13 protein-coding genes and 2 pseudogenes are annotated in these 18,736 nt (G+C 65.1%); 7 read left to right on the top strand and 8 right to left on the bottom strand.

What is annotated here, in order from left to right; genetic code table 11:
- The first annotated feature begins 345 nt into the window (after positions 1-345).
- Positions 346-1,074 (top strand): Crp/Fnr family transcriptional regulator, encoded by a 729-nt coding sequence (locus ACQ86E_RS03950; protein WP_431204286.1) that lies wholly within the window; start codon positions 346-348, stop codon positions 1,072-1,074.
- Positions 1,075-1,083: 9 nt separating this feature from the next.
- Here ACQ86E_RS03950 and ACQ86E_RS03945 read toward each other — a convergent pair whose 3' ends face one another.
- Positions 1,084-1,860 (bottom strand): cyclase family protein, encoded by a 777-nt coding sequence (locus tag ACQ86E_RS03945; protein WP_431204285.1) that lies wholly within the window; start codon positions 1,858-1,860, stop codon positions 1,084-1,086.
- Between the two features lie 263 nt (positions 1,861-2,123).
- On the opposite strand from ACQ86E_RS03945, the gene ACQ86E_RS03940 reads away from it, so the two are divergent.
- From ACQ86E_RS03940 to ACQ86E_RS03925, 4 genes are all read left to right on the top strand, one after another.
- On the top strand, positions 2,124-3,095 hold the full coding sequence (locus ACQ86E_RS03940; protein ID WP_431204284.1) for a TRAP transporter substrate-binding protein: 972 nt from the start codon (positions 2,124-2,126) through the stop codon (positions 3,093-3,095).
- Between the two features lie 64 nt (positions 3,096-3,159).
- Positions 3,160-3,708: a TRAP transporter small permease gene (locus ACQ86E_RS03935; RefSeq protein ID WP_431204283.1), complete on the top strand. Its 549-nt coding sequence runs from the start codon at positions 3,160-3,162 to the stop codon at positions 3,706-3,708.
- A complete protein-coding gene (locus ACQ86E_RS03930; RefSeq protein WP_431204282.1) occupies positions 3,699-4,991 on the top strand; it encodes a TRAP transporter large permease in 1,293 nt (430 codons plus the stop codon). Before ACQ86E_RS03935 ends, ACQ86E_RS03930 begins: the two co-directional genes overlap by 10 nt.
- Positions 4,992-5,012: 21 nt before the next feature.
- Positions 5,013-5,819, top strand: a complete 807-nt coding sequence (locus tag ACQ86E_RS03925; protein WP_431204281.1) for an SDR family NAD(P)-dependent oxidoreductase — start codon at positions 5,013-5,015, stop codon at positions 5,817-5,819.
- A gap of 9 nt (positions 5,820-5,828) precedes the next feature.
- On the opposite strand, the pseudogene ACQ86E_RS03920 reads toward ACQ86E_RS03925, so the two are convergent.
- The 4 genes and pseudogenes from ACQ86E_RS03920 to ACQ86E_RS03905 all read right to left on the bottom strand — a co-directional run bounded on the left by ACQ86E_RS03920 (position 5,829) and on the right by ACQ86E_RS03905 (position 10,103).
- Positions 5,829-6,526: pseudogene (locus tag ACQ86E_RS03920) on the bottom strand (molybdate ABC transporter substrate-binding protein).
- On the bottom strand, positions 6,523-8,649 hold the full coding sequence (locus ACQ86E_RS03915) for a molybdopterin cofactor-binding domain-containing protein (protein WP_431204280.1): 2,127 nt from the start codon (positions 8,647-8,649) through the stop codon (positions 6,523-6,525). Before ACQ86E_RS03915 ends, ACQ86E_RS03920 begins: the two are co-directional and overlap by 4 nt.
- Complete coding sequence (locus ACQ86E_RS03910) at positions 8,646-9,116, bottom strand: (2Fe-2S)-binding protein (protein ID WP_431204279.1); 471 nt, start codon at positions 9,114-9,116, stop codon at positions 8,646-8,648. Before ACQ86E_RS03910 ends, ACQ86E_RS03915 begins: the two co-directional genes overlap by 4 nt.
- Positions 9,117-9,131: 15 nt before the next feature.
- Positions 9,132-10,103: a Bug family tripartite tricarboxylate transporter substrate binding protein gene (locus ACQ86E_RS03905; RefSeq protein WP_431204278.1), complete on the bottom strand. Its 972-nt coding sequence runs from the start codon at positions 10,101-10,103 to the stop codon at positions 9,132-9,134.
- A 236-nt stretch (positions 10,104-10,339) separates the two neighbouring features.
- On the opposite strand from ACQ86E_RS03905, the gene ACQ86E_RS03900 reads away from it, so the two are divergent.
- Complete coding sequence (locus ACQ86E_RS03900; protein ID WP_431204277.1) at positions 10,340-12,433, top strand: molybdopterin-dependent oxidoreductase; 2,094 nt, start codon at positions 10,340-10,342, stop codon at positions 12,431-12,433.
- Between the two features lie 48 nt (positions 12,434-12,481).
- Here ACQ86E_RS03900 and ACQ86E_RS03895 read toward each other — a convergent pair whose 3' ends face one another.
- On the bottom strand, positions 12,482-13,864 hold the full coding sequence (locus tag ACQ86E_RS03895) for a caspase family protein (protein ID WP_431204276.1): 1,383 nt from the start codon (positions 13,862-13,864) through the stop codon (positions 12,482-12,484).
- A gap of 165 nt (positions 13,865-14,029) precedes the next feature.
- On the opposite strand from ACQ86E_RS03895, the gene ACQ86E_RS03890 reads away from it, so the two are divergent.
- Positions 14,030-14,812, top strand: coding sequence for an enoyl-CoA hydratase/isomerase family protein (locus tag ACQ86E_RS03890; RefSeq protein ID WP_431204275.1), 783 nt, complete (start codon positions 14,030-14,032; stop codon positions 14,810-14,812).
- A 325-nt stretch (positions 14,813-15,137) separates the two neighbouring features.
- Here ACQ86E_RS03890 and ACQ86E_RS03885 read toward each other — a convergent pair whose 3' ends face one another.
- Positions 15,138-15,566, bottom strand: coding sequence for a GlcG/HbpS family heme-binding protein (locus ACQ86E_RS03885; RefSeq protein ID WP_431204274.1), 429 nt, complete (start codon positions 15,564-15,566; stop codon positions 15,138-15,140).
- A pseudogene (locus tag ACQ86E_RS03880) lies at positions 15,559-18,566 on the bottom strand (FAD-binding and (Fe-S)-binding domain-containing protein). Before ACQ86E_RS03880 ends, ACQ86E_RS03885 begins: the two are co-directional and overlap by 8 nt.
- Between the last annotated feature and the right edge of the window lie 170 nt (positions 18,567-18,736).

The raw sequence follows: 18,736 nt of genomic DNA, 5'->3' as shown, positions 1-18,736 counted from the left end.
GTGGCTCTGGCTTGGGCAGACCGGCAGACCAGCGCAGGCCGACTCGACCCGAGCGCCAAGCGCCGAAGCTCCTGAGATCACCATCGCATTTGCAGTGGCCACCGGGGGCTTGCCTGATCGGCTCGTGGCCGTGTGGCAGCGCCTTGACGCAATACGACGTGCGCTGGCTGCAACTCTGCATCAACTGGGTCGCATCGGCGCATCCTTCGGATGACGGCTTGCTGACCGGTCGTGGCATTTTCGCCGCATTTGCCTAAAATAGCGCGCATGCTTTCCGGTTGAAAAGCCGGGCAACACTGACTACGCAGGAACTCCAGTGCCTCGCAGTCTTAGGAGCCCAGCGGCGTGCCTCAGGACAAGACCGGCGATCCCCGACAAGCGGCGGGCAACAAACTATCGGTCCTTCGCAAGCACCCGATCTTCGCGGATCTGGAACCGGAGGCTCTCGACCAGCTTTGCCGCTACGCCAAGCACACCACGGTGAAGCGCGGTGCGACGATCGCCGCCAAGGGCGATCCTGGCAACAATTTGTTCGCGGTGATCACGGGGACAGTGAAGATATCCTCTTCATCACCAGATGGCCGGAATGCCATTCTCAATCTGATCGGTCCCGGAGAGATATTTGGCGAGATCGCGGTTCTGGACGGGGCGCCGCGCTCGGCCGACGCGACGGCCAACACCAATTGCGAACTCTACATCATCGACCGCCGCGACTTCCTTCCGTTCGTGAAGAGCCAGCCGGCGCTGGCGATGAAATTCATCGAGCTGCTCTGCGCGCGCCTGCGCTGGACCAGCCAGCAGGTCGAGCAGGTGATCCTGCAGAATCTTCCCGGCCGGCTCGCAAGCGCGCTGCTCGGTCTCACCGAAGAGCGCAAGTTCGACTCCGGTAGCGGCACGCTCACCATCACGCAGCAGGAGATCAGCGAGATGGTCGGGATGACGCGCGAGAGCATCAACAAGCAATTGCGCGCCTGGGCCGGACGCAACTGGGTTCGTCTCGAGCATGGCGCCATCGTCGTGCTCGATATCGAGGCGTTGCGCGAACTGATCGAAAGCGGTCTGGACGGCAACTGACGGTGCGGCTTAACTGTCGATGATGGCAACCGCGCGGGTCCAGCCCGCGGAGGCGCGTTCGATCTTCACGGGGAAGCATGAGACCGTGAATCCGGTCGAAGGCAGCTGGTCGAGATTGTGCAACTTCTCGAGATGGCAATAGCCGATGTGCCGGCCCGCCTTGTGGCCTTCCCAGATCAGGCCGGCGTCTTTCGTTTCGGCATACTTCTTCGCAGTGTAGACGAACGGTGCATCCCAGCTCCAGCCGTCGGTGCCGGTCAGCCGCACGCCGCGTTCGAGCAGGTACATGGTGGCCTCATAGCCCATCCCGCAGCCGGAATTGACGTAACCGGCCTGGCCGAATTTTGCGCCGGCGCTGGTGTTGACCACCACGATCTCGAGCGGCGACAGTGTGTGCCCGATGCGCTCAAGCTCTCTTTCGACGTCGTCGGCGGTCGCGACGTATCCATCCGGCAGATGCCGGAAGTCGAGCTTCACGCCAGGCTGAAAGCACCATTCCAACGGCACCTCATCGATCGTCCATGACCGCTCGCCGCGGTTCATGGTCGGGTGGAAGTGCCAGGGTGCGTCGAGATGCGTGCCGTTATGGGTGGACAGCGAGACCTGTTCGACCGCCCAGCCCTGGCCATCCGGTAAATCCTGGGCCTTGAGGCCCTCGAAAAACTGCAGCATCCGCGGCAGTCCCTGCTGGTGGTCGATATATTGGATCGTCGGGTGGTTGCCCGGCGGATCGGCCGTCACGTCGTTTCGGAGCGGCACGGAAATATCGATCAGCTTCCGCGGCATGGGGATTTCCTCGATGTTTCGGGCATCTTGAGAGGCCTGCGGTGGGGACGTCAAGAGAGGGCCTGCGGAGATGATTTCGGATAAGCGGCTTCATTGAGCCGCTTGCCGTCTCGGCGCGCCGCCGGCTGATCGATGCAACTCCAGTATTGATCGATGCCGCATTTGGCTTGGACTCGGCTTGGCTTTATACCTGAAGTGGAGCGACCCAAGGCGGCTCTTCGCACCGCCCAACAACGACATAATCAATCAGGAGGAAAGCCCAGATGAAGACGCTCATTGGTATCGTCGCGGCCGTTGTGCTGGCGGTCTCGGCACCGCTTGCGACCGCACGCGATTTCCGTTCCGCCGACATCCATCCCGCCGACTATCCGACCGTCGAGGCGGTCAAGTTCATGGGCAAGCAGCTCGCGGCGGCGAGCGGCGGCAAGCTCGGCGTGAAGGTGTTTCCCAACGGCGCCCTGGGTTCCGAGAAGGACACCATCGAGCAGCTCAAGATCGGCGCGCTCGACATGATGCGCATCAACGCATCGCCATTGAACAACTTCGTGCCGGAAACCATCGCGCTGTGCCTGCCCTTCATCTTCCGCGACACGCAGCACATGCGGACCGTTCTTGATGGGCCGATCGGTGACGAGATCCTGGCGGCCATGGAGCCTGCAGGGTTGGTCGGCCTTGCCTATTACGACAGCGGCGCCCGGTCCATCTACACGGTCAAGGCGCCGGTGAAGTCGCTCGCGGACCTCAAGGGCTTGAAGATCCGCGTTCAGCAATCCGACCTCTGGGTCGGCATGATCCAGAGCCTCGGGGCCAATCCGACCCCGATGCCGTACGGCGAGGTCTACACCGCCCTGAAGACCGGCCTGGTCGACGCTGCCGAGAACAATTGGCCGTCCTACGAGTCGTCCCGTCACTTCGAGGCGGCCAAGTTCTACAACGTGACCGAGCACTCGCTCGCGCCCGAGGTTCTCGTGATGTCCAAGACGGTCTGGGACAAGCTGAACAAGGAGGATCAGGCGATGGTGCGCAAGGCGGCCAAGGAGTCGGTGCCCGTCATGCGCAAGCTCTGGGACGAGCGCGAGCAGGCCTCCCGCAAGACCGTCGAGGCGGCCGGCGTTCAGGTCGTCACGATCGCCAACAAGGCGGAATTCGTCGACGCGATGAAGCCGGTCTACGACAAGTTCGCCGGCGACGAGAAGCTGAAGGGTCTCGTCAAGCGTATCCAGGACACGAAGTAAGACCGGGGCGTCGGGTCTGGCGTCGCCGATTGGTGGCATCGGACCCTCGCAAGGAGCCGCTGGAATGACAGACCCACATGTCGCAAGCCACGAGCAGGACGAGGACGGGCGTCCGTCGACCGGCCTGCTGTCGCGGATCAACGCCGTCGTCGCTCGCGCGGGCATGTATCTGTCCGTGACCGGCCTGCTCGTCATCGTCACCATCGTGTTCTACCAGGTGTTCGGACGGTACGTGCTCAATTCCAGCCCGACCTGGACGGAGAACCTGGCGCTGGTTCTGATCCTGTATGTCACGCTGATCGGCGCCGCCGTCGGCGTGCGCGATGCCGGGCACATCGGAATGGACAGTCTGCTGGTGATGCTCCCGGACCATGTGCGGGAGAAAATCGAGCTTGTGATCCACGTTCTGGTGGCCGTGTTCGGGGTTGCGATGGCTTACAATGGCTGGATTCTCGGGGCTTCGGTCGGGACCGTGAAGATCCCCAATCTCGGTCTGCCCGAGGTGATCCGCTACGTGCCGCTGATCGCTTCCGGCGTCCTGATCGTCTCCTTCTCCATCGAGCACATCATTGCTCTGCTGCGCGGCGAAGAGGTCGTCCCCTCATGGAATTGATCATCCTCGGCGCCTCCTTCTTTGGCTTCCTCATCCTCGGCGTACCGGTCGCCTTCGCGATCGGCCTCTCGGCGATCTGCACCATCCTCTACGAAGGCCTGCCGGTCGCCGTCATCTTCCAGCAGATGATGTCGGGAATGAACATCTTCTCGTTTCTTGCCATCCCGTTCTTCGTCTTCAGCGGTGAGCTGATGCTGCATGGCGGCGTCGCCGACAAGATCGTGCAGCTCGCCAAGAATCTCGTCGGACACATCCGCGGCGGGCTCGGCATGTCGAACGTGGTCGCCTGCACGCTGTTCGGCGGCGTCTCCGGCTCACCGGTTGCCGACGTGTCGGCGATGGGCGCTGTGATGATCCCGATGATGAAGAAGGAAGGGTTCGACACCGACTACGCCGTCAACGTCACAACCCACGCCTCGCTGGTGGGCGCGTTGATGCCGACCAGCCACAACATGATCATCTATGCGCTGGCCGCCGGCGGCAAGGTCTCGATCGGCGCGCTGATCGCCGCCGGCCTCCTGCCGGCGCTCGTGTTGATGGTGTGCATGCTGGTCGCCGCCTACGCGGTCGCGGTCAAGCGCGGCTATCCCTCGGGCAAGTTTCCGGGTTGGGCCGAGGTGTTCCGCTCGTTCGCGGCCGCGCTGCCGGGCCTTCTGATCGTCGGCATCATCCTGGCGGGCATCCTGTCCGGTGTCTTCACCGCCACCGAATCCGCGGCCGTGGCGGTCACCTACACGATCGTCCTGACCTTCTTCATCTACCGGACCATGACCCTGCCGAACTTCCTGCGTGCTGCTGCCAAGGCCGTGAAGACGACGGGCGTGGTGCTGCTGCTGATCGGCGTTTCCACCATGTTCCAGTATCTGATGGGACTCTACGAAGTCGCCGACTTCGCCGGCGATCTGATGGGCAAGGTCTCCCAGCAGCCCTGGATCATCTTCCTGCTGATCAACGTCATTCTGTTCTTGCTCGGCACGTTCATGGACATGGCGGCGACGATCCTGATCTGCACGCCGATCTTTCTGCCGATCGCGATGAAGGCGGGCATGGATCCGGTGCAGTTCGGCATGCTGATGCTGATCAATTGCGCCCTCGGGCTGAACACCCCGCCGGTCGGAACGACGCAGTTCGTGGGCTGCGCCATCGGCGGCATCTCGGTCGGCGCGGTGATGCGCACCATCCTGCCGTTCTACGCCGCGCTGGTCGCAGCTCTGATGTTTGTGACCTACGTCCCCGCGTTCTCGCTGTGGCTGCCCCGCCTGCTGATGGGCTACAAGGGCTAGCACAACAGGGAGAATTCGTCCGTGACTGACTATCGCAAGCTCTTCGATCTCACCGGCAAGACGGCCGTCGTGCTCGGCGCCGCATCGGGCATCGGCAAATCGTCGGCCGAGGCGCTGGCCGGGCTCGGCGCACGTGTCGTCTGCGCCGATCGCGCGCTCGACGGCGCGGAAGCGACTGCCGCCGGCATTCGTGACAAGGGCGGTTGGGCGGAAGCAGCCAGTTGCGACGCCGCGAGTGCTGCGGACGTCAACGCACTCGCCAGGACCGTGATGCAGAAATTCCCGCGGCTCGACATCGCCGTGACGACGCCCGGGCTCAACATCCGCAAGACCATCCTCGACTACACCGAGGAGGATCTCGACCGGGTCCTCAATCTCAACGTCAAGGGCACCGTCTGGTTCTTCCAGGCTTTCGGCCGCATCATGGTCGAGCAGAAGGGCGGCAGCATCATCGCCTGTTCGTCGGTGCGGGCGGTGACCATCGAGCCGGGTCTGGGCGTCTACGGCTCGACCAAGGCGGCGATCGGTTTGCTGGTGAAGGGCTTTGCCTCCGAGGTCGGCCGGTCCGGCGTCCGTGTCAATGCGATTGCGCCGAGTATCGCCGAGACCGCGCTGACCGGCCCGTTCAAGCAGCGGCCGGACATCTACAATCTCTACGCCGGCCACACCGTGTTCAACCGCTGGAGCAGCGCCGACGAGGTCGCGACCGCCGTCGCCTATCTCGCGTCCGATGCCGCGAGCTATGTCAGCGGCAGCACGCTGTTTGTCGATGGTGGCTGGACCGCCGTCGACGGTCCGCCGACGGGTCTCACCCAATTGCACAAATAGAGCTCGGGTCTAACCGGTGAAGCCCACGCGCTGGCGCAGCGCCTTGTAATCTGCGCCAGCTAGCAACGCGACCAGCGCGGCGGCCTCTGTCGGATGCGCGGCCCGCGCGGTGACGCCGGCCGTGTACATTGTCACGAGCTCGCATCCGGGCGGCAGCGCCCCGATAGCGTGATGCCGTCGGTCGCGATGATTTCGGTCGCCTGCGTGGATCCGATCGGCCTCTGCGCGGTGGAGGTCGCAAGCTCCCGCATCGCGGTCGCGCCGTTCGGAAAGATCTTGAGACGCGAGGCAACCTCATCGGCGATGCCGAGCTGATCCAGCACCCTTGCGACGTGCTGCCCCGCCGTCGAGGCCTTGGTGTCGGGAACGAAAATCGCGTCGGCGCCGCGCAGCACGTCGCGCAGATCGGCCTCGGTCTTCACCGTCACCTTGGGATCACGGCTGCGGACCGCCAGCGCAGTCTCGACCCGGCCGACGTCCGCGATCGAGGAGGGGATGACGAGCTTCTCCTCGGCAAGTTTTGCAAGCAGAGCCTGCGTCAGGATGACGAGATCGGCCGGCGTGCCCGCACGCAGCTTGTCGGCCATCATGCCGACCGCGCCGAACTCGCCGTCGATGCCGAGGCCGGTCTGCGCCTTGAAGGCCTCGGTGAGGCCGCGCACCAGGGCTTGCGCTGCGCCGCCGCTCAAAATGGTCACTGTTGTCACGATGCAAGCTCCGTACCTGCAATGATCCTGTCGCGCGTGATCGGCAGGTCACGCACACGAACGCCGAGGCAATCGTAGACCGCATTCGCGATCGCCGCCGTTACCGGGCCGTGGGCGGCTTCGCCGGCGCCAACCGGTTCGATCTCCGGCCGCTGGATGATCTCGACATCGACCGCCGGCACCTCGCTGAACGTGAGGATCGGATAGTCCGTCCAGGAGGTCGATGTGATGCGGGTACGGTCGAAGCGGACACGCTCCTTCAGCACCCAGCTCGTCGCCTGGATTGCGCCGCCCTCGATCTGGTTGATGACGCCGTCCGGATTGATGGCCTCGCCGACATCGACCGCAAGCGTCAGCCGCTTGACGCGGATGTCGTCGGTGCCTTCGATCTCGGCAATCGCGGCACAATAGGCCCCCGTGTTCTTGTAGCGGGCAAAACCGACGCCGTGACCGACGCCGGTTCGCTTCTGCGGTTTCCATTGCGCCCGTCGCGCCACCGCGCGGACGACATCGCGCGCCCGCTCGTCGCGGAGATGCCGCAAGCGAAACGCGATCGGGTCCTCGCCGCGCAGGGCGGCGATCTCGTCGAGCAGGGATTCGATGGCGAACACGTTGCCTTGTGCGCCGAGGGTTCGCAGCGCCGAGGTGCGCACCGGCATCGTCAGCAGCCGGTGGCTTGTGATCGTCCAGGCCGGGAAGTCGTAGAGCGGAACGGAGTTGCGGTCGCCGCCGCCGCCGTTGGCGGCGGGCGGGTTCGTCGAGATCATGCGCGGGTAGGGGTTTTCGATCTCGGTCGCCGCGAGCAACGCCGGTTGCGCCGCGCGGCCCGGCCGCGCCGCATGGCCGTTGCTCCAGATATCATGGCGCCAGCCGATGATTTCGTTGTCCGTATCGAGATCGGCCTCGATCTCGATGGCCATGGCCGCGCCAAACGGCGCATGCACCATCTCGTCGTGGCGCCTCCACTGGACCCGCACAGGACGACCGCCGGCCGCCTTCGCCAGCAGCACGGCATCGAGCGCGACGTCGTCGGCTGCATTGTGGCCGTAGCAGCCGGCCCCCTCCATATGCTCGACGACGATATTTTCGGCCGGCAGCTTGAGCACGATCGCGAGATCGGCGCGCAGCAAATAGACGCCCTGGCTGTGTGTCCAGACATGGACATGATCGCCATCCCATCGCGCCATGGCACAGGACGGCGCGATCGAGGCATGCGCGACGTAGGGGCGGGTATATTGCCGGCGGAGGCTGCGCGCAGCCGTCTTCGTCGATGCCGCTGTTCGGGCGTCGATGACGGTCGTTTCGACCGGCTGGCTTTTCAGGAAGTCTGCCAGATGATCTTCGTCAGGCAGCGGCCCGCCGGCCGACCATGTCGCGCCCTTGCGCAAGGCCTTGAGCGCGGCTTCCGCCGCTACCTCGCTGTCGGCGATCACGCCGGCAAAGCCGCCGTCGCGGACGATCGCAACGAGGCCGGGAACGGCGCGCGCGGCCTCTTCGTCGAGCCCTGTCAGCCTTGAGCCCGAGATGTCCGGACGCAGCACGCGTCCGTGCAGCAGGCCCGGCAGCGAGGAGTCGTGAATGAAGCGCGGTCGCGCGAATATCTTGTCGGGAATGTCGACGCGCGGGACCGAACGTCCGGCGACGGCGCGCGTGGCAGCGCCCTTCGCCGCCGCGCCCGCGGTGGCATCGTGGTCCAGCGAGACATCGCCGGCGAGCTCCCAATAACTGGTCCTGACATTGCCGGGACCCGAGATCGTGCCGTCATCGATCGCGAGCAGCGATGCATCGACGCCGAGACGTTCCGATGCCGCGAGGAGAAAATGCTGGCGCACTTCGGCGCAGGCGTGCCGCAGCGCACGGCCTGACTGCTGGATCGACAGGCTTCCCGAGGTGACGCCTTCGTTCGGGCTTGATGCCGTCGAGGCCCGGATCATCTCGACTTTCGAGATATCGACGTCGAGTTCGTCCGCCGCGATCTGGGCCAGCGCCGTGACGATACCCTGGCCGATCTCGACCTTGCCGGGTGAGATCGCGACACGGCCTTCGTTGGTGAACCGCACCCAGGACGACAGTCTTGGATTGGCCGCGAGGCTGACCGGCAGTTTCAGGGCAGGGGACGTCATCGGGCGGCCGTCTCCGTGGCCGCCCGCAACACGGCGCGGACCATGCGGTTGTGCGATCCGCAGCGGCACAGATTGCGATCGAGGGCCGTTCTGACCTCAGCCTCTGTCGGCGAGGGATTGCGCTTCAGCAGCGCCGCCGCGCTGATGAGGATTCCCGAGACGCAATAGCCGCACTGCATCGCCTGTTCGGAGATGAACGCACGTTGCAGCGGGTGCGGGCGCTCCGCTGTGCCGAGGCCTTCCACCGTGACGACGACCTTGTCCGCAACCGACCACATCGGCATGTCGCAGGAGGCCATGGCGCGGTCGTCGACCATGACATGACAAGCCCCGCACTCACCGGCGCCGCAGCCGAAATGGGGGCTGGTGACGCCGAGCCGGCCGCGCAGCGTGTCGAGCAGGGTATGATCCGGATCGGTATCCACCGCTATCGCCGCGCCGTTGAGTTGGAACTGAATGATGGGCATTCTCGATCTACGCCCTCAGGACTTGTCGAACTTCTTGACGACGTCGGCCCATTTGTCGATGTCGCCGCGCAGGAACTTTTCGAATTCCGCTGGCGTCATTGACATGGGGACGGCGCCCTGTTCGGTCCAGAGTTTGACGATGTCCGGCCGCTTCACCATCGCGTTCACGGCGGCGTTGAGCTTGTCGATCACGGACTTCGGCGTGCCGGCCGGCGCCATCAGGCCGAGCCAGATCGTGGCCTCATAGCCTGCCACACCGGCCTCGCCGGCGGTGGGTACGTTCGGCAGCACCGCCGAGCGCTGTTTGCCGGTGGTCGCGAGTGCGCGGACCTGGCTCTCGCCGACGTTCGGCGCCATCGCAGGCACGGCGTCGATCATCATCTGCACCTGGCCGCCGATCACGCCGCTGCGCGCCTCGCCGCTGTTGCGGTAGGGAACGTGGACGAGGTCGATGCCGGCCATCGCTTTGAACAGCTCGCCGGCCATATGATAGGGCGTGCCCTGGCCGGAGGAGGCATAGTTCAGCTTGCCCGGCTGCGATTTGGCGAGCGCAATGAATTCCTGGAGCGTCTTTGCCGGAACCTGCGGGTTCACCACGATGACGAGATCGGAATAGTTCACCGGCGCGATCGGCGCGAGATCGCGCATCAGCTCGTATTTGCGCTTGTCCGGCGTCAGCAGCGATTCATTCGCGGTCTGGGTGTTGGACATCATCAGCAGCGTGTAGCCGTCGGCCGGCGATTTCGCTGCTTCGACGGTGCCGATGACGCCACCCGCGCCGGTGCGGTTCTCGATCACGAAGGGCTGGCCAAAGTTCTCCTGGAGCACATTGCCGATCAGCCGAGCCGCGACGTCCGCCGGGCCGCCAGCCCCAAAGGGGACGACGATCCGCACCGCGTGGGTGGGATAATCCTGTGCGAATGAGGGGGCCGCGGAGAATGTGATGAGCAGGCCGGCCGCCAATGCCGGCATGAATCGTCGGGCCATCGCGCCCACCTCCCTGATATCGTTCTTGTTGGCCGGCACTCTAGCGGTTGCGGATGCGGACTGTCGACGCCTCACAAAGCCGAACGGGCAGGGAATATCGAGCGGTTTCGGTGTGGCTGTGCCGTCTTTCGCGGTCGCGGCAGGAACCGGCGGCGCGTGCGGTTTGAGCAGATCGCATGGGTATTGCCGGGAAAATGCGCTCGGCTGGCCGGTATTTTGGTGTTACGAACTGGGACATGAACCAGCACGCGAAGATCGAAATCCGCCATTCGACCTGCCCGCATGATTGTCCGTCGGCCTGCGCTCTCGATGTCGAGGTGGTCGAAGGCCGCAGCATCGGCCGCGTCCGCGGTTCGAAAAAGCAGACCTACACGGCCGGCGTGGTCTGCGCCAAGGTCGCGCGCTATGCCGAGCGCATCCATCACCCCGAGCGGGTGATGTATCCGATGCGCCGCACCGGGCCGAAGGGTTCCGGCCAGTTCGCGCGCATTTCGTGGGACGAGGCGCTGGACGAGATCGGACACCGCTTCAACGAGGCCGAGCGCGAGTTCGGCGCGGAATCGATCTGGCCCTACTACTACGCCGGCACGATGGGGCTGGTAATGCGCGACGGGCTCAACCGCCTGACGCATGTGAAGAAATATTCGCGCTTCTACCAGACGATCTGCGCCAATGTCGGGCGCATCGGCTTTGCGATCGGCACCGGCAAGATCGCCGGCGTCGATCCGCGCGAGATGGCGCTCTCCGACCTCGTGGTGATCTGGGGCACCAATCCCGTCAACACCCAGGTCAACGTGATGACGCATGCCGCACGGGCGCGGAAGGAGCGCGGTGCGAAGATCGCCGCGGTCGACATCTACGACAACGAGACCATGAAGCAGGCCGACATCAAGATCATCCTGCGTCCCGGCACCGACGGTGCCTTCGCCTGCGGCGTCATGCACGTCCTGTTCCGCGACGGCCATGCCGACCGTGCCTACATGGACAAATACACCGATTGCCCTGACGAACTCGAGGCGCATCTGAAGACGCGCACGCCCGAATGGGCCTCCGCCGTCTGCGGCGTGCCGGTGTCGGAGATCGAGGCGTTTGCGAAGCTGGTCGGCGAGACCCCGCGGACCTTCTTCCGTCTCGGTTACGGCTTCACCCGCTCGCGTAACGGCGCGACGCAGATGCATGCGGCGCTCTGCATTCCAGCGGTGACCGGCGCTTGGCAATATGAGGGCGGCGGCGCCTTCTTCAACAATTTCGCCTTGTGGCACTTCAACGAATCCATCATCGAAGCCCACGACGCGGTCGACAAGACCACCCGTGCGCTCGACCAGTCGCAGATCGGCCGCATCCTCACCGGCGATGCCGAGGCGTTGCTCGGCAAGGGCCCGGTCAAGGCGATGCTGATCCAGAACACCAATCCGATGACGGTCGCACCGGAGCAGGCGCTGGTCCGGCAGGGTTTCGCGCGCGAGGATCTGTTCGTCGCGGTGCATGAGCAGTTCATGACCGAGACGGCGCAGATGGCCGACATCGTGCTGCCGGCGACCATGTTCATGGAGCATGACGATCTCTATTACGGCGGCGGCCACCAGCACATCTCGGTGGGGCCGAAGCTGATCCATCCGCCCGGCGAATGCCGTTCCAACCACGAGGTCCTGCAGGCGCTGGCGCCGCGGCTCGGAGCGAAGCATCCGGGCTTCGAGATGACGCCGCGCGAACTGATCGACGCGACGCTGAAGCTCAGCAGCCACGGCGATATCGCCGGCCTCGAGGCCGATCTCTGGCGCGACCTGCAACCGGACTTCCGCACCTCGCACTATCTCGACGGCTTTGCCCATGCCGACAAAAAATTCCACTTCAAGGCCGATTGGGCGCACCCGCCGTTCGGCCAGACGATGGGCGACTTCGACAAGATGCCGTCGCTGCCGGATCATTGGGCGGTGATCGAGCACGCCGACCAGGCTCATCCGTTCCGGCTCGCGACCAGCCCCTCGCGCAGCTTCCTCAACACCACCTTCAACGAGACGCCGTCATCCCAGGCGCGCGAGGGCAAGGCGAGCGTGATGATCCACCCGCTGGACGCAGCGCCCCTCGACATCGCCGAGGGCGATGCGGTGACGCTCGGGAACACCCGCGGCGAGACGACACTGATCGCAACCCTGTTCGAGGGCGTGCGGCGCGGCGTGCTGATCGCGGAGTCCGTTCACCCCAACAAGAATCATATCGGTGGCCGCGGCATCAACATGCTGACGGGCGCGGACACCATCGCGCCGATCGGTGGGGCTGCATTCCACGACAACAAGGTCTGGATCAGGAAGGCGCCTGAATCTGCCTGATGCGCATGATCCTGTCGGAAAACGGCTGCCACTTTTCCGGATGATGCGCTAAGGCACGCACTCCGTGACGCCGTAGCCGGCAAATTCCTTCGCGATGTCAGGATTCATCGACTTTGCCTGCGCGATATCCGTGGCGCCGTCGCCGCCGCTCCTGCGGGTGGCGATGCCGCGGCCGAACAGCGAGGATGAGGAACGCGGGTTGCGCTGGATCGCGTCCGTATAGTCCTTGACGGCCTCGGCGTTGCGCCCGAGCTTGAGGTTCACCAGCCCGCGACTGTCGAACGCGTCGCTCAGTCCGGGATTGCTCTGGAGCGCCAGATTGCAATCGGCGAGCGCGCCTTGCAGATCGCCGGTCGCAGCCCGCGTCCAGCAGCGGTTGTTGAGCGCTTCGGCATCCCTGGGATCGCGGCGGATCACCACGTCGAAATCCTGCATGGCGAGCGCGTAGGCGCGCTTGATCGCATAAACCTGGCCGCGCTTGTAGCGAGAGACGACATCATTGGCGTTGGCCGCGATCTTGCGGGTGAGATTGGCGATGACAAGGTCTTTGGCGAGGTCGTCGGCGCCTGGGGCCGGCTCTGCTTGCGGCACCTCGCAGACCTGCTTCTGCGGATCAGGTTTCGTTGGCGTCTGATCGGCGCCCTTGGTGTCCGGCGGCCCCGCCACGATACCCGCGAACGAAAACTCCGTCGTCAGCGAGGACGACAGCCACGGCACCTGCTCCCTATTGGTGGCGGCGACCACGCCGTTCTTGGTGTTGGTCAATGCCTGCTCGGCGCTGATGTTTGGCGCGCGCATCTCGCGCAGCAGCTCGGTGACGAACAGGCTGCGCTCGGTCTTGCTGTTCGCCACGACCGCGCCAAGTGCGGCAGAATAGAGGATCAGCGAATTGCTGGGCGCGATCGCCGGTGCGAGGCCTGCCGAGTAGCGACGAAACCTTCGCTCGAACGGATTGCCGCGGGAGGCGTCGATCAGCGCAATCTTGATCGCGGCGCCGCGCGTGTTCATCTCGGCGAGAATGGCGTCCAGGCTGAAGCCGTCGCGCGACACGTCCGGCTCGGTCCAGATCTGCGCGTCCACCGGCAGCAGGTAGGTCTGCCGGTTGGACTGGATGCCGAAGCCATCGAAGAAGATCAGCGCGACGGCGCCGCGTTCGATCCGGGCATAGAAGCGGTCCAGCGCCTGCCGCATGGCGTCGGCCGTAAGGTTGCTCTGCCGGTCGACGACGAAACCGTCGCGCTTCAACTCCTCCGCGACGGCCTGGGCGTCGTTGGCGGCATCGCTCAGCACAAATTCGTTGTCGGGATATTTTGCGTTGCCGATCACGAGCGCCAGCTTTTTTGCGTCGGCCGCGTGGCTTGCGGCTCCGCCGCTTGCGACGATCAAGCCTGCCAGCAGTAACACGACAGCGGCGCGCATGAATTGGCTCATTGGTGATCAAATCTCCAGTCAGGATAGTCGCCGCAGTTCATAATTCAATCGGCAAGCCAAGTTGCGCCCACACGCTATGGTGACACAGCGCGGTAATTTGCCCTTGCGCCTGCCGCCCGACGTGCCGCAAATGCTGCAAAACGGGAGCAAGGAGGCGAGCACGCCATGACCGACACCACAGCCGTCATCACCGAGAAGCGCGGGCAGGCGTTCTGGATCACCATCAACCGGCCCGAGAAACGCAACGCGTTGAACGGCGACGTGATCGCCGGCATCACCAAAGGCTATCGCGACGCGCATGACGACAAGGACGTCCGCGTCATCGTGCTGACGGGAGCGGGCGACAAGGCGTTCTGCGCGGGCGCCGATCTGCAGAATTCCGGCGCCGCTTTCGCGATGGATCATTCCAAACCAAATGTCGACTATGCCGATCTGTTACGTTTGTCACAGAACGCCACGAAACCTGCGATTGCGCGGGTCGGCGGCGTCTGCATGGCCGGCGGCATGGGCCTGCTGTGCATGACCGACATGGCAATTGCGGCGGATCACGTCATCTTCGGCCTGCCGGAAGTGAAGGTCGGCGTGTTCCCGATGCAGGTCCTGAGCCTGTTGCAGCGCATCGCGCCGCCGCGGCTCGTCAACGAATGGGCGCTCACCGGCGAGCCGTTCGACGCAAAGGCGGCGCAAGCCGCGGGCCTTCTCAACTACGTCGTACCCGCCGCCGAGCTGGATGCGAAGATCGACTGGTTGATCGGCCGCATCGTCGACAAATCCCCGACCGCGATCCGTCGCGGCAAATACGCCATGCGGGCCATCGCCGCGATGTCGTTCGACGAGAGCATCGCCTACACCGAAAGCCAGATCGCGCTGCTTGCGATGACCGAGGATGCCAAGGAGGGCCTGAAGGCGTTCGGCGAAAAGCGCAAGCCGGTCTGGACGGGACGCTGAGGGGGAGCGGTGCGCGCAATTCGTCGGGAGGTTAGCGCTGCAAATGCGCAGAGCGCATCGGCTCGCCGTAACCCACCCCTGTCTGTTGCTGCGAAAACAAAGAGGCGGGTTACGCCATGCGGACTGCGCTTCGCGCGGCCGGAAGCCCAACCCACCCTGCAGCACTTCCCGATGATGCCAACATAGTCCTGTTTCGCCCGACGCGTCAACGGATTTTCCGAATCTGTGAGTCGGGTCTGGCGGACGGCCCCGTCTACTGTGCATGGGGTTGTTTTCGCAGTTTTGGTTTTGAAGAGCCCAAAGCTGACCCGCCCCACAGACAGCCCTATCCCGCGTTGGCCTTCAGTCCCGCCGCCTGGATGCCGGCCACCGCGCAGGCCTCGTCATTGTCGGAGGTGTCGCCGGAGACACCGACGGCGCCGAGTAGCGTCGTGCCGTCCATGATCAGCACGCCTCCCGGAACCGGCACCAGCGCGCCTTTCGCAATCGTGTTCACGGCGTCGATGAAATAGGCCTGCTCCTGCGCCCGCTGATACAGGGCGCGTGAGCCCATGCCCATGGCGAGCGCGCCATAGGCCTTGCCGTGCGCAATCTCCGCACGCATCAGGCTGGTGCCGTCCTGAGCCGCGGCGAGCTTGAGCACGCCCCGTGCGTCGAGGATGGTGACGACCAGCGGCTTGAGCTTCAGCTCGGTGGATTTTGCGAAGGCGGCATCGAGGATTTTTCGAGCGGTGTCGAGTGTGAGGTCAGCCATGGCTGGGTTCCTTTGCGGCGGGAGGGATGGATTGAGCTGTTGCACGATCGAGGCTCATGGCGAGCACGCGGGCGACGTGAAGCGCTTCGCGCTGCGCGCCATCGTGGATCTGGTGCCGGCAGGAGGTGCCATCGGCGACGACAAGCGTATTCGGGTCCGCGCGCCGCACCGCGGGCAGCAGCGACAGCTCGGCCATCTCGATCGAGGCGTCGTAGGTGTCCGCGCCATAGCCGAAGGCGCCGGCCATGCCGCAGCAGCTCGACTCGATGGTCTCGACCGCAAGCCCAGGGACGAGGCGCAGCACCTGCTCGACCGGCTTGAAGGCGCCGAAGGATTTTTGATGGCAATGGCCGTGCACCACGGCCTTGTCGGCGATGGCGCCGAGCGGCAGTTGCAGCCGGCCGGTCTCGGCCTCGCGCACCAGAAATTCCTCGAAGGTCAGCGCATGGGCGCCGACGGCTCTGGCGTCGTCGTCCTTGCGCAGCGAGGCGAGCTCGTCGCGCAGCGTCAAGAGACAGCTCGGCTCGAGGCCGACGATCGGCACGCCGCGGGCGGCGAAGGGCGCGAAGGCGGCGACCAGACGATCGAGCTCGGACCTGGCTTCATCGACAAGGCCGGCCGAGAGGAAGGTGCGGCCGCAGCAGAGCGGGCGGCTGCCGGTCGCGGGTTTCGGCATATGAACGCGGTAGCCGCCCGCCGTGAGCACGCGCAGCGCAGCGTCGAGATTCTCGCGCTCGTAGATGCGATTGAAGGTGTCGGCGAACAGCACCACTTCGCGGCCGGTCTCCGGACCGACACTGCCCGCCGGCGGTACGAACACGTCGCTGCGGAAGGCGGGCAGGGCGCGGCGTGCGCTGATGCCGGCAAAGCGCTCGAACAGTTTTCGCAGCAGCGGGCTGCGGTTGCGAAAATTCGCCAGCAGCGCAAAGCGCGACGCAAGGTCGGCGTAGCGGGGGAGGTAGCCGACGAGCCGGTCGCGCAATGTCAGACCGTGGGAGGCGGCGCGTGCCGCCAGCACCTCGATCTTCATCTTGGCCATGTCGACGCCAGTTGGGCATTCGTGGCGGCAGGCCTTGCAGGAGACGCAGAGTTTCAGCGTCTCCATCATCGCGTCGGAGGAGAGTGCGCCCGCGCCGAGCTGGCCGGAGATCGCGAGTCGCAGCGTGTTGGCGCGGCCGCGCGTGACATCCTTCTCGTTGCGCGTCGCGCGGTAGGACGGGCACATCACGCCGCCCTCCAGCTTGCGGCACGCGCCGTTGTTGTTGCACATCTCGACCGCGCCCTGGAAGCCGCCGCCGGCGCCGGGATAGGCGGACCAGTCGAGTTTCGTCTTCAGGTCAGTGACGTGATAGCCGGGCTTGAAGCGGAACAGCGAGCGGTCGTCCATCTTGGGCGCATCGACGATCTTGCCGGGATTGAGCACACCGTCGGGATCGAAGCGCCGCTTCACTTCCTGAAGTCGGCGACGAGACGTTCGCCGAACATGGACTCGTGGAATTCCGAGCGCACCAGACCGTCGCCATGCTCGCCGGAATGCGAGCCCTTGTACTCGCGCACCATCGCGAAGGCTTCTTCGGCAATGGCGCGCATGGCCTTGACGTCCCTCTCCAGCTTCAGGTTCAGCACGGGACGCACATGCAGGCAGCCTTCGGAGGCGTGCGCGTACATCGTGCCGCTGGTGCCGTGTCTGGCGAAGACTTCGTTCAGCCGCGCGGTGTAGTCGGCCAGATGGGGCAGCGGCACGGCGCAATCCTCGACGAAGGAGACCGGCTTGCCCTCCTGCTTCATCGACATCATGACGTTGAGGCCGGCGGCGCGAAAGTCGGCGATGCCGCCCTGAAGTGCGGGCTCGGTGATCTCGACCACGCCTCCCCATTTGCGCTTGTCGTTGGTCCAGCCGAAGCCGAGATCGCCCATCAGCTCGCCGAGCTGCTTGAGGCGCAAGAGATTGTCGGCCTGGTCCTCTTCCGCGAACTCCACGACCAGCACGGCATCCGGATCGCCCTTGATGGCGGCGGAGATGATGGGGCGGAACATGGCGATGTCGCGGCCGAGCGCGAGCATGGTGCGGTCGACCAACTCGACCGCAATCGGCTTCAGCTTGACCAGATGTTGGGCCGCGTCCATCGCCTCGTAGAAACTGCCGAAATGGCAGATGCCGAGCGCCTTGTTGCGGATGACGGGCCACAGCTTCAGCTCGACCTTGGTGGTGAAGGCCAGGGTGCCTTCGGAGCCGACCAGCAGATGCGCCATGTTGTTGGGCGCGTTGCGCGGCACCAGCGCATCGAGATTGTAGCCACCGACGCGGCGTTGGACCTGCGGAAAGCGCGCGGCGATTTCGCCGGCCTCGCGCGTGCCGAGATCGAGCATGTCGCGGAACAGGGCCCGTGCGCTGTCGCTTGCGTCGATCTCGGAGAGATCGCGCGACACCTCGCCGAAGCGGCTGAGCGTGCCGTCGGCGAGGGCCGCCTCCATCGACAGCGTGTTGTCGCGCATGGTGCCGTAGCGCAGGCTGCGGCCGCCGCAGGAATTGTTGCCGGCCATGCCGCCGATGGTGGCGCGCGAGGCCGTGGAAACATCGACCGGAAACCAAAGGCCGTGCTTCTTGAGCTGGCGGTTGAGGTCGTCGAGCACGATGCCGGGCTCGACCACGCAGGTGCGGCCCTCGGCGTCGAGCGACAGGATGCGGGTGAGGTGCTTGGAGAGGTCCATCACCAGGCCGTCATTGACGGTCTGGCCGCATTGCGAGGTGCCGCCGCCGCGCGGGGTGATCTTCACCCCCTCGTGACGGGCAATCGCCAGCGCCCGCAAGGCTTCGTCCATGCTGCGCGGCACCACCACGCCCGCCGGCGCGATCTGGTAGAAGGACGCGTCGGTGGCGTAGCGGCCGCGGCTGAAGGCGTCGAACAGGACGTCGCCCGTAATCTCCCGCTTCAAACGTGCCGCCAGGCCGTCCATTTTGGCCGATTCCTGTGATTTTCCGGCCACTTCCGCCGCCATGGTCCGCTCTCGCCTGTTCGCCGCCTCCGTCTTGCCTACCGTCGCGCCCCTTGGCAAGCCGAGCCCTGCTTCCTGCGCATTGACGGACCCCACCGAGCGAGGGACAAGCCCGGCGAATAATGATATGCGAGCGGCTCGCCAGGGCCTCACGATCAAGGCCGACAGACGCA

Origin of the sequence: Bradyrhizobium betae, assembly GCF_050632175.1 — a bacterium.
In the GTDB taxonomy this organism is placed as follows: Bacteria; Pseudomonadota; Alphaproteobacteria; order Rhizobiales; family Xanthobacteraceae; genus Bradyrhizobium; species Bradyrhizobium betae_B.
Note: the sequence above shows the minus strand (reverse complement) of the source record. Positions and strands in the feature narration are given on the sequence as shown.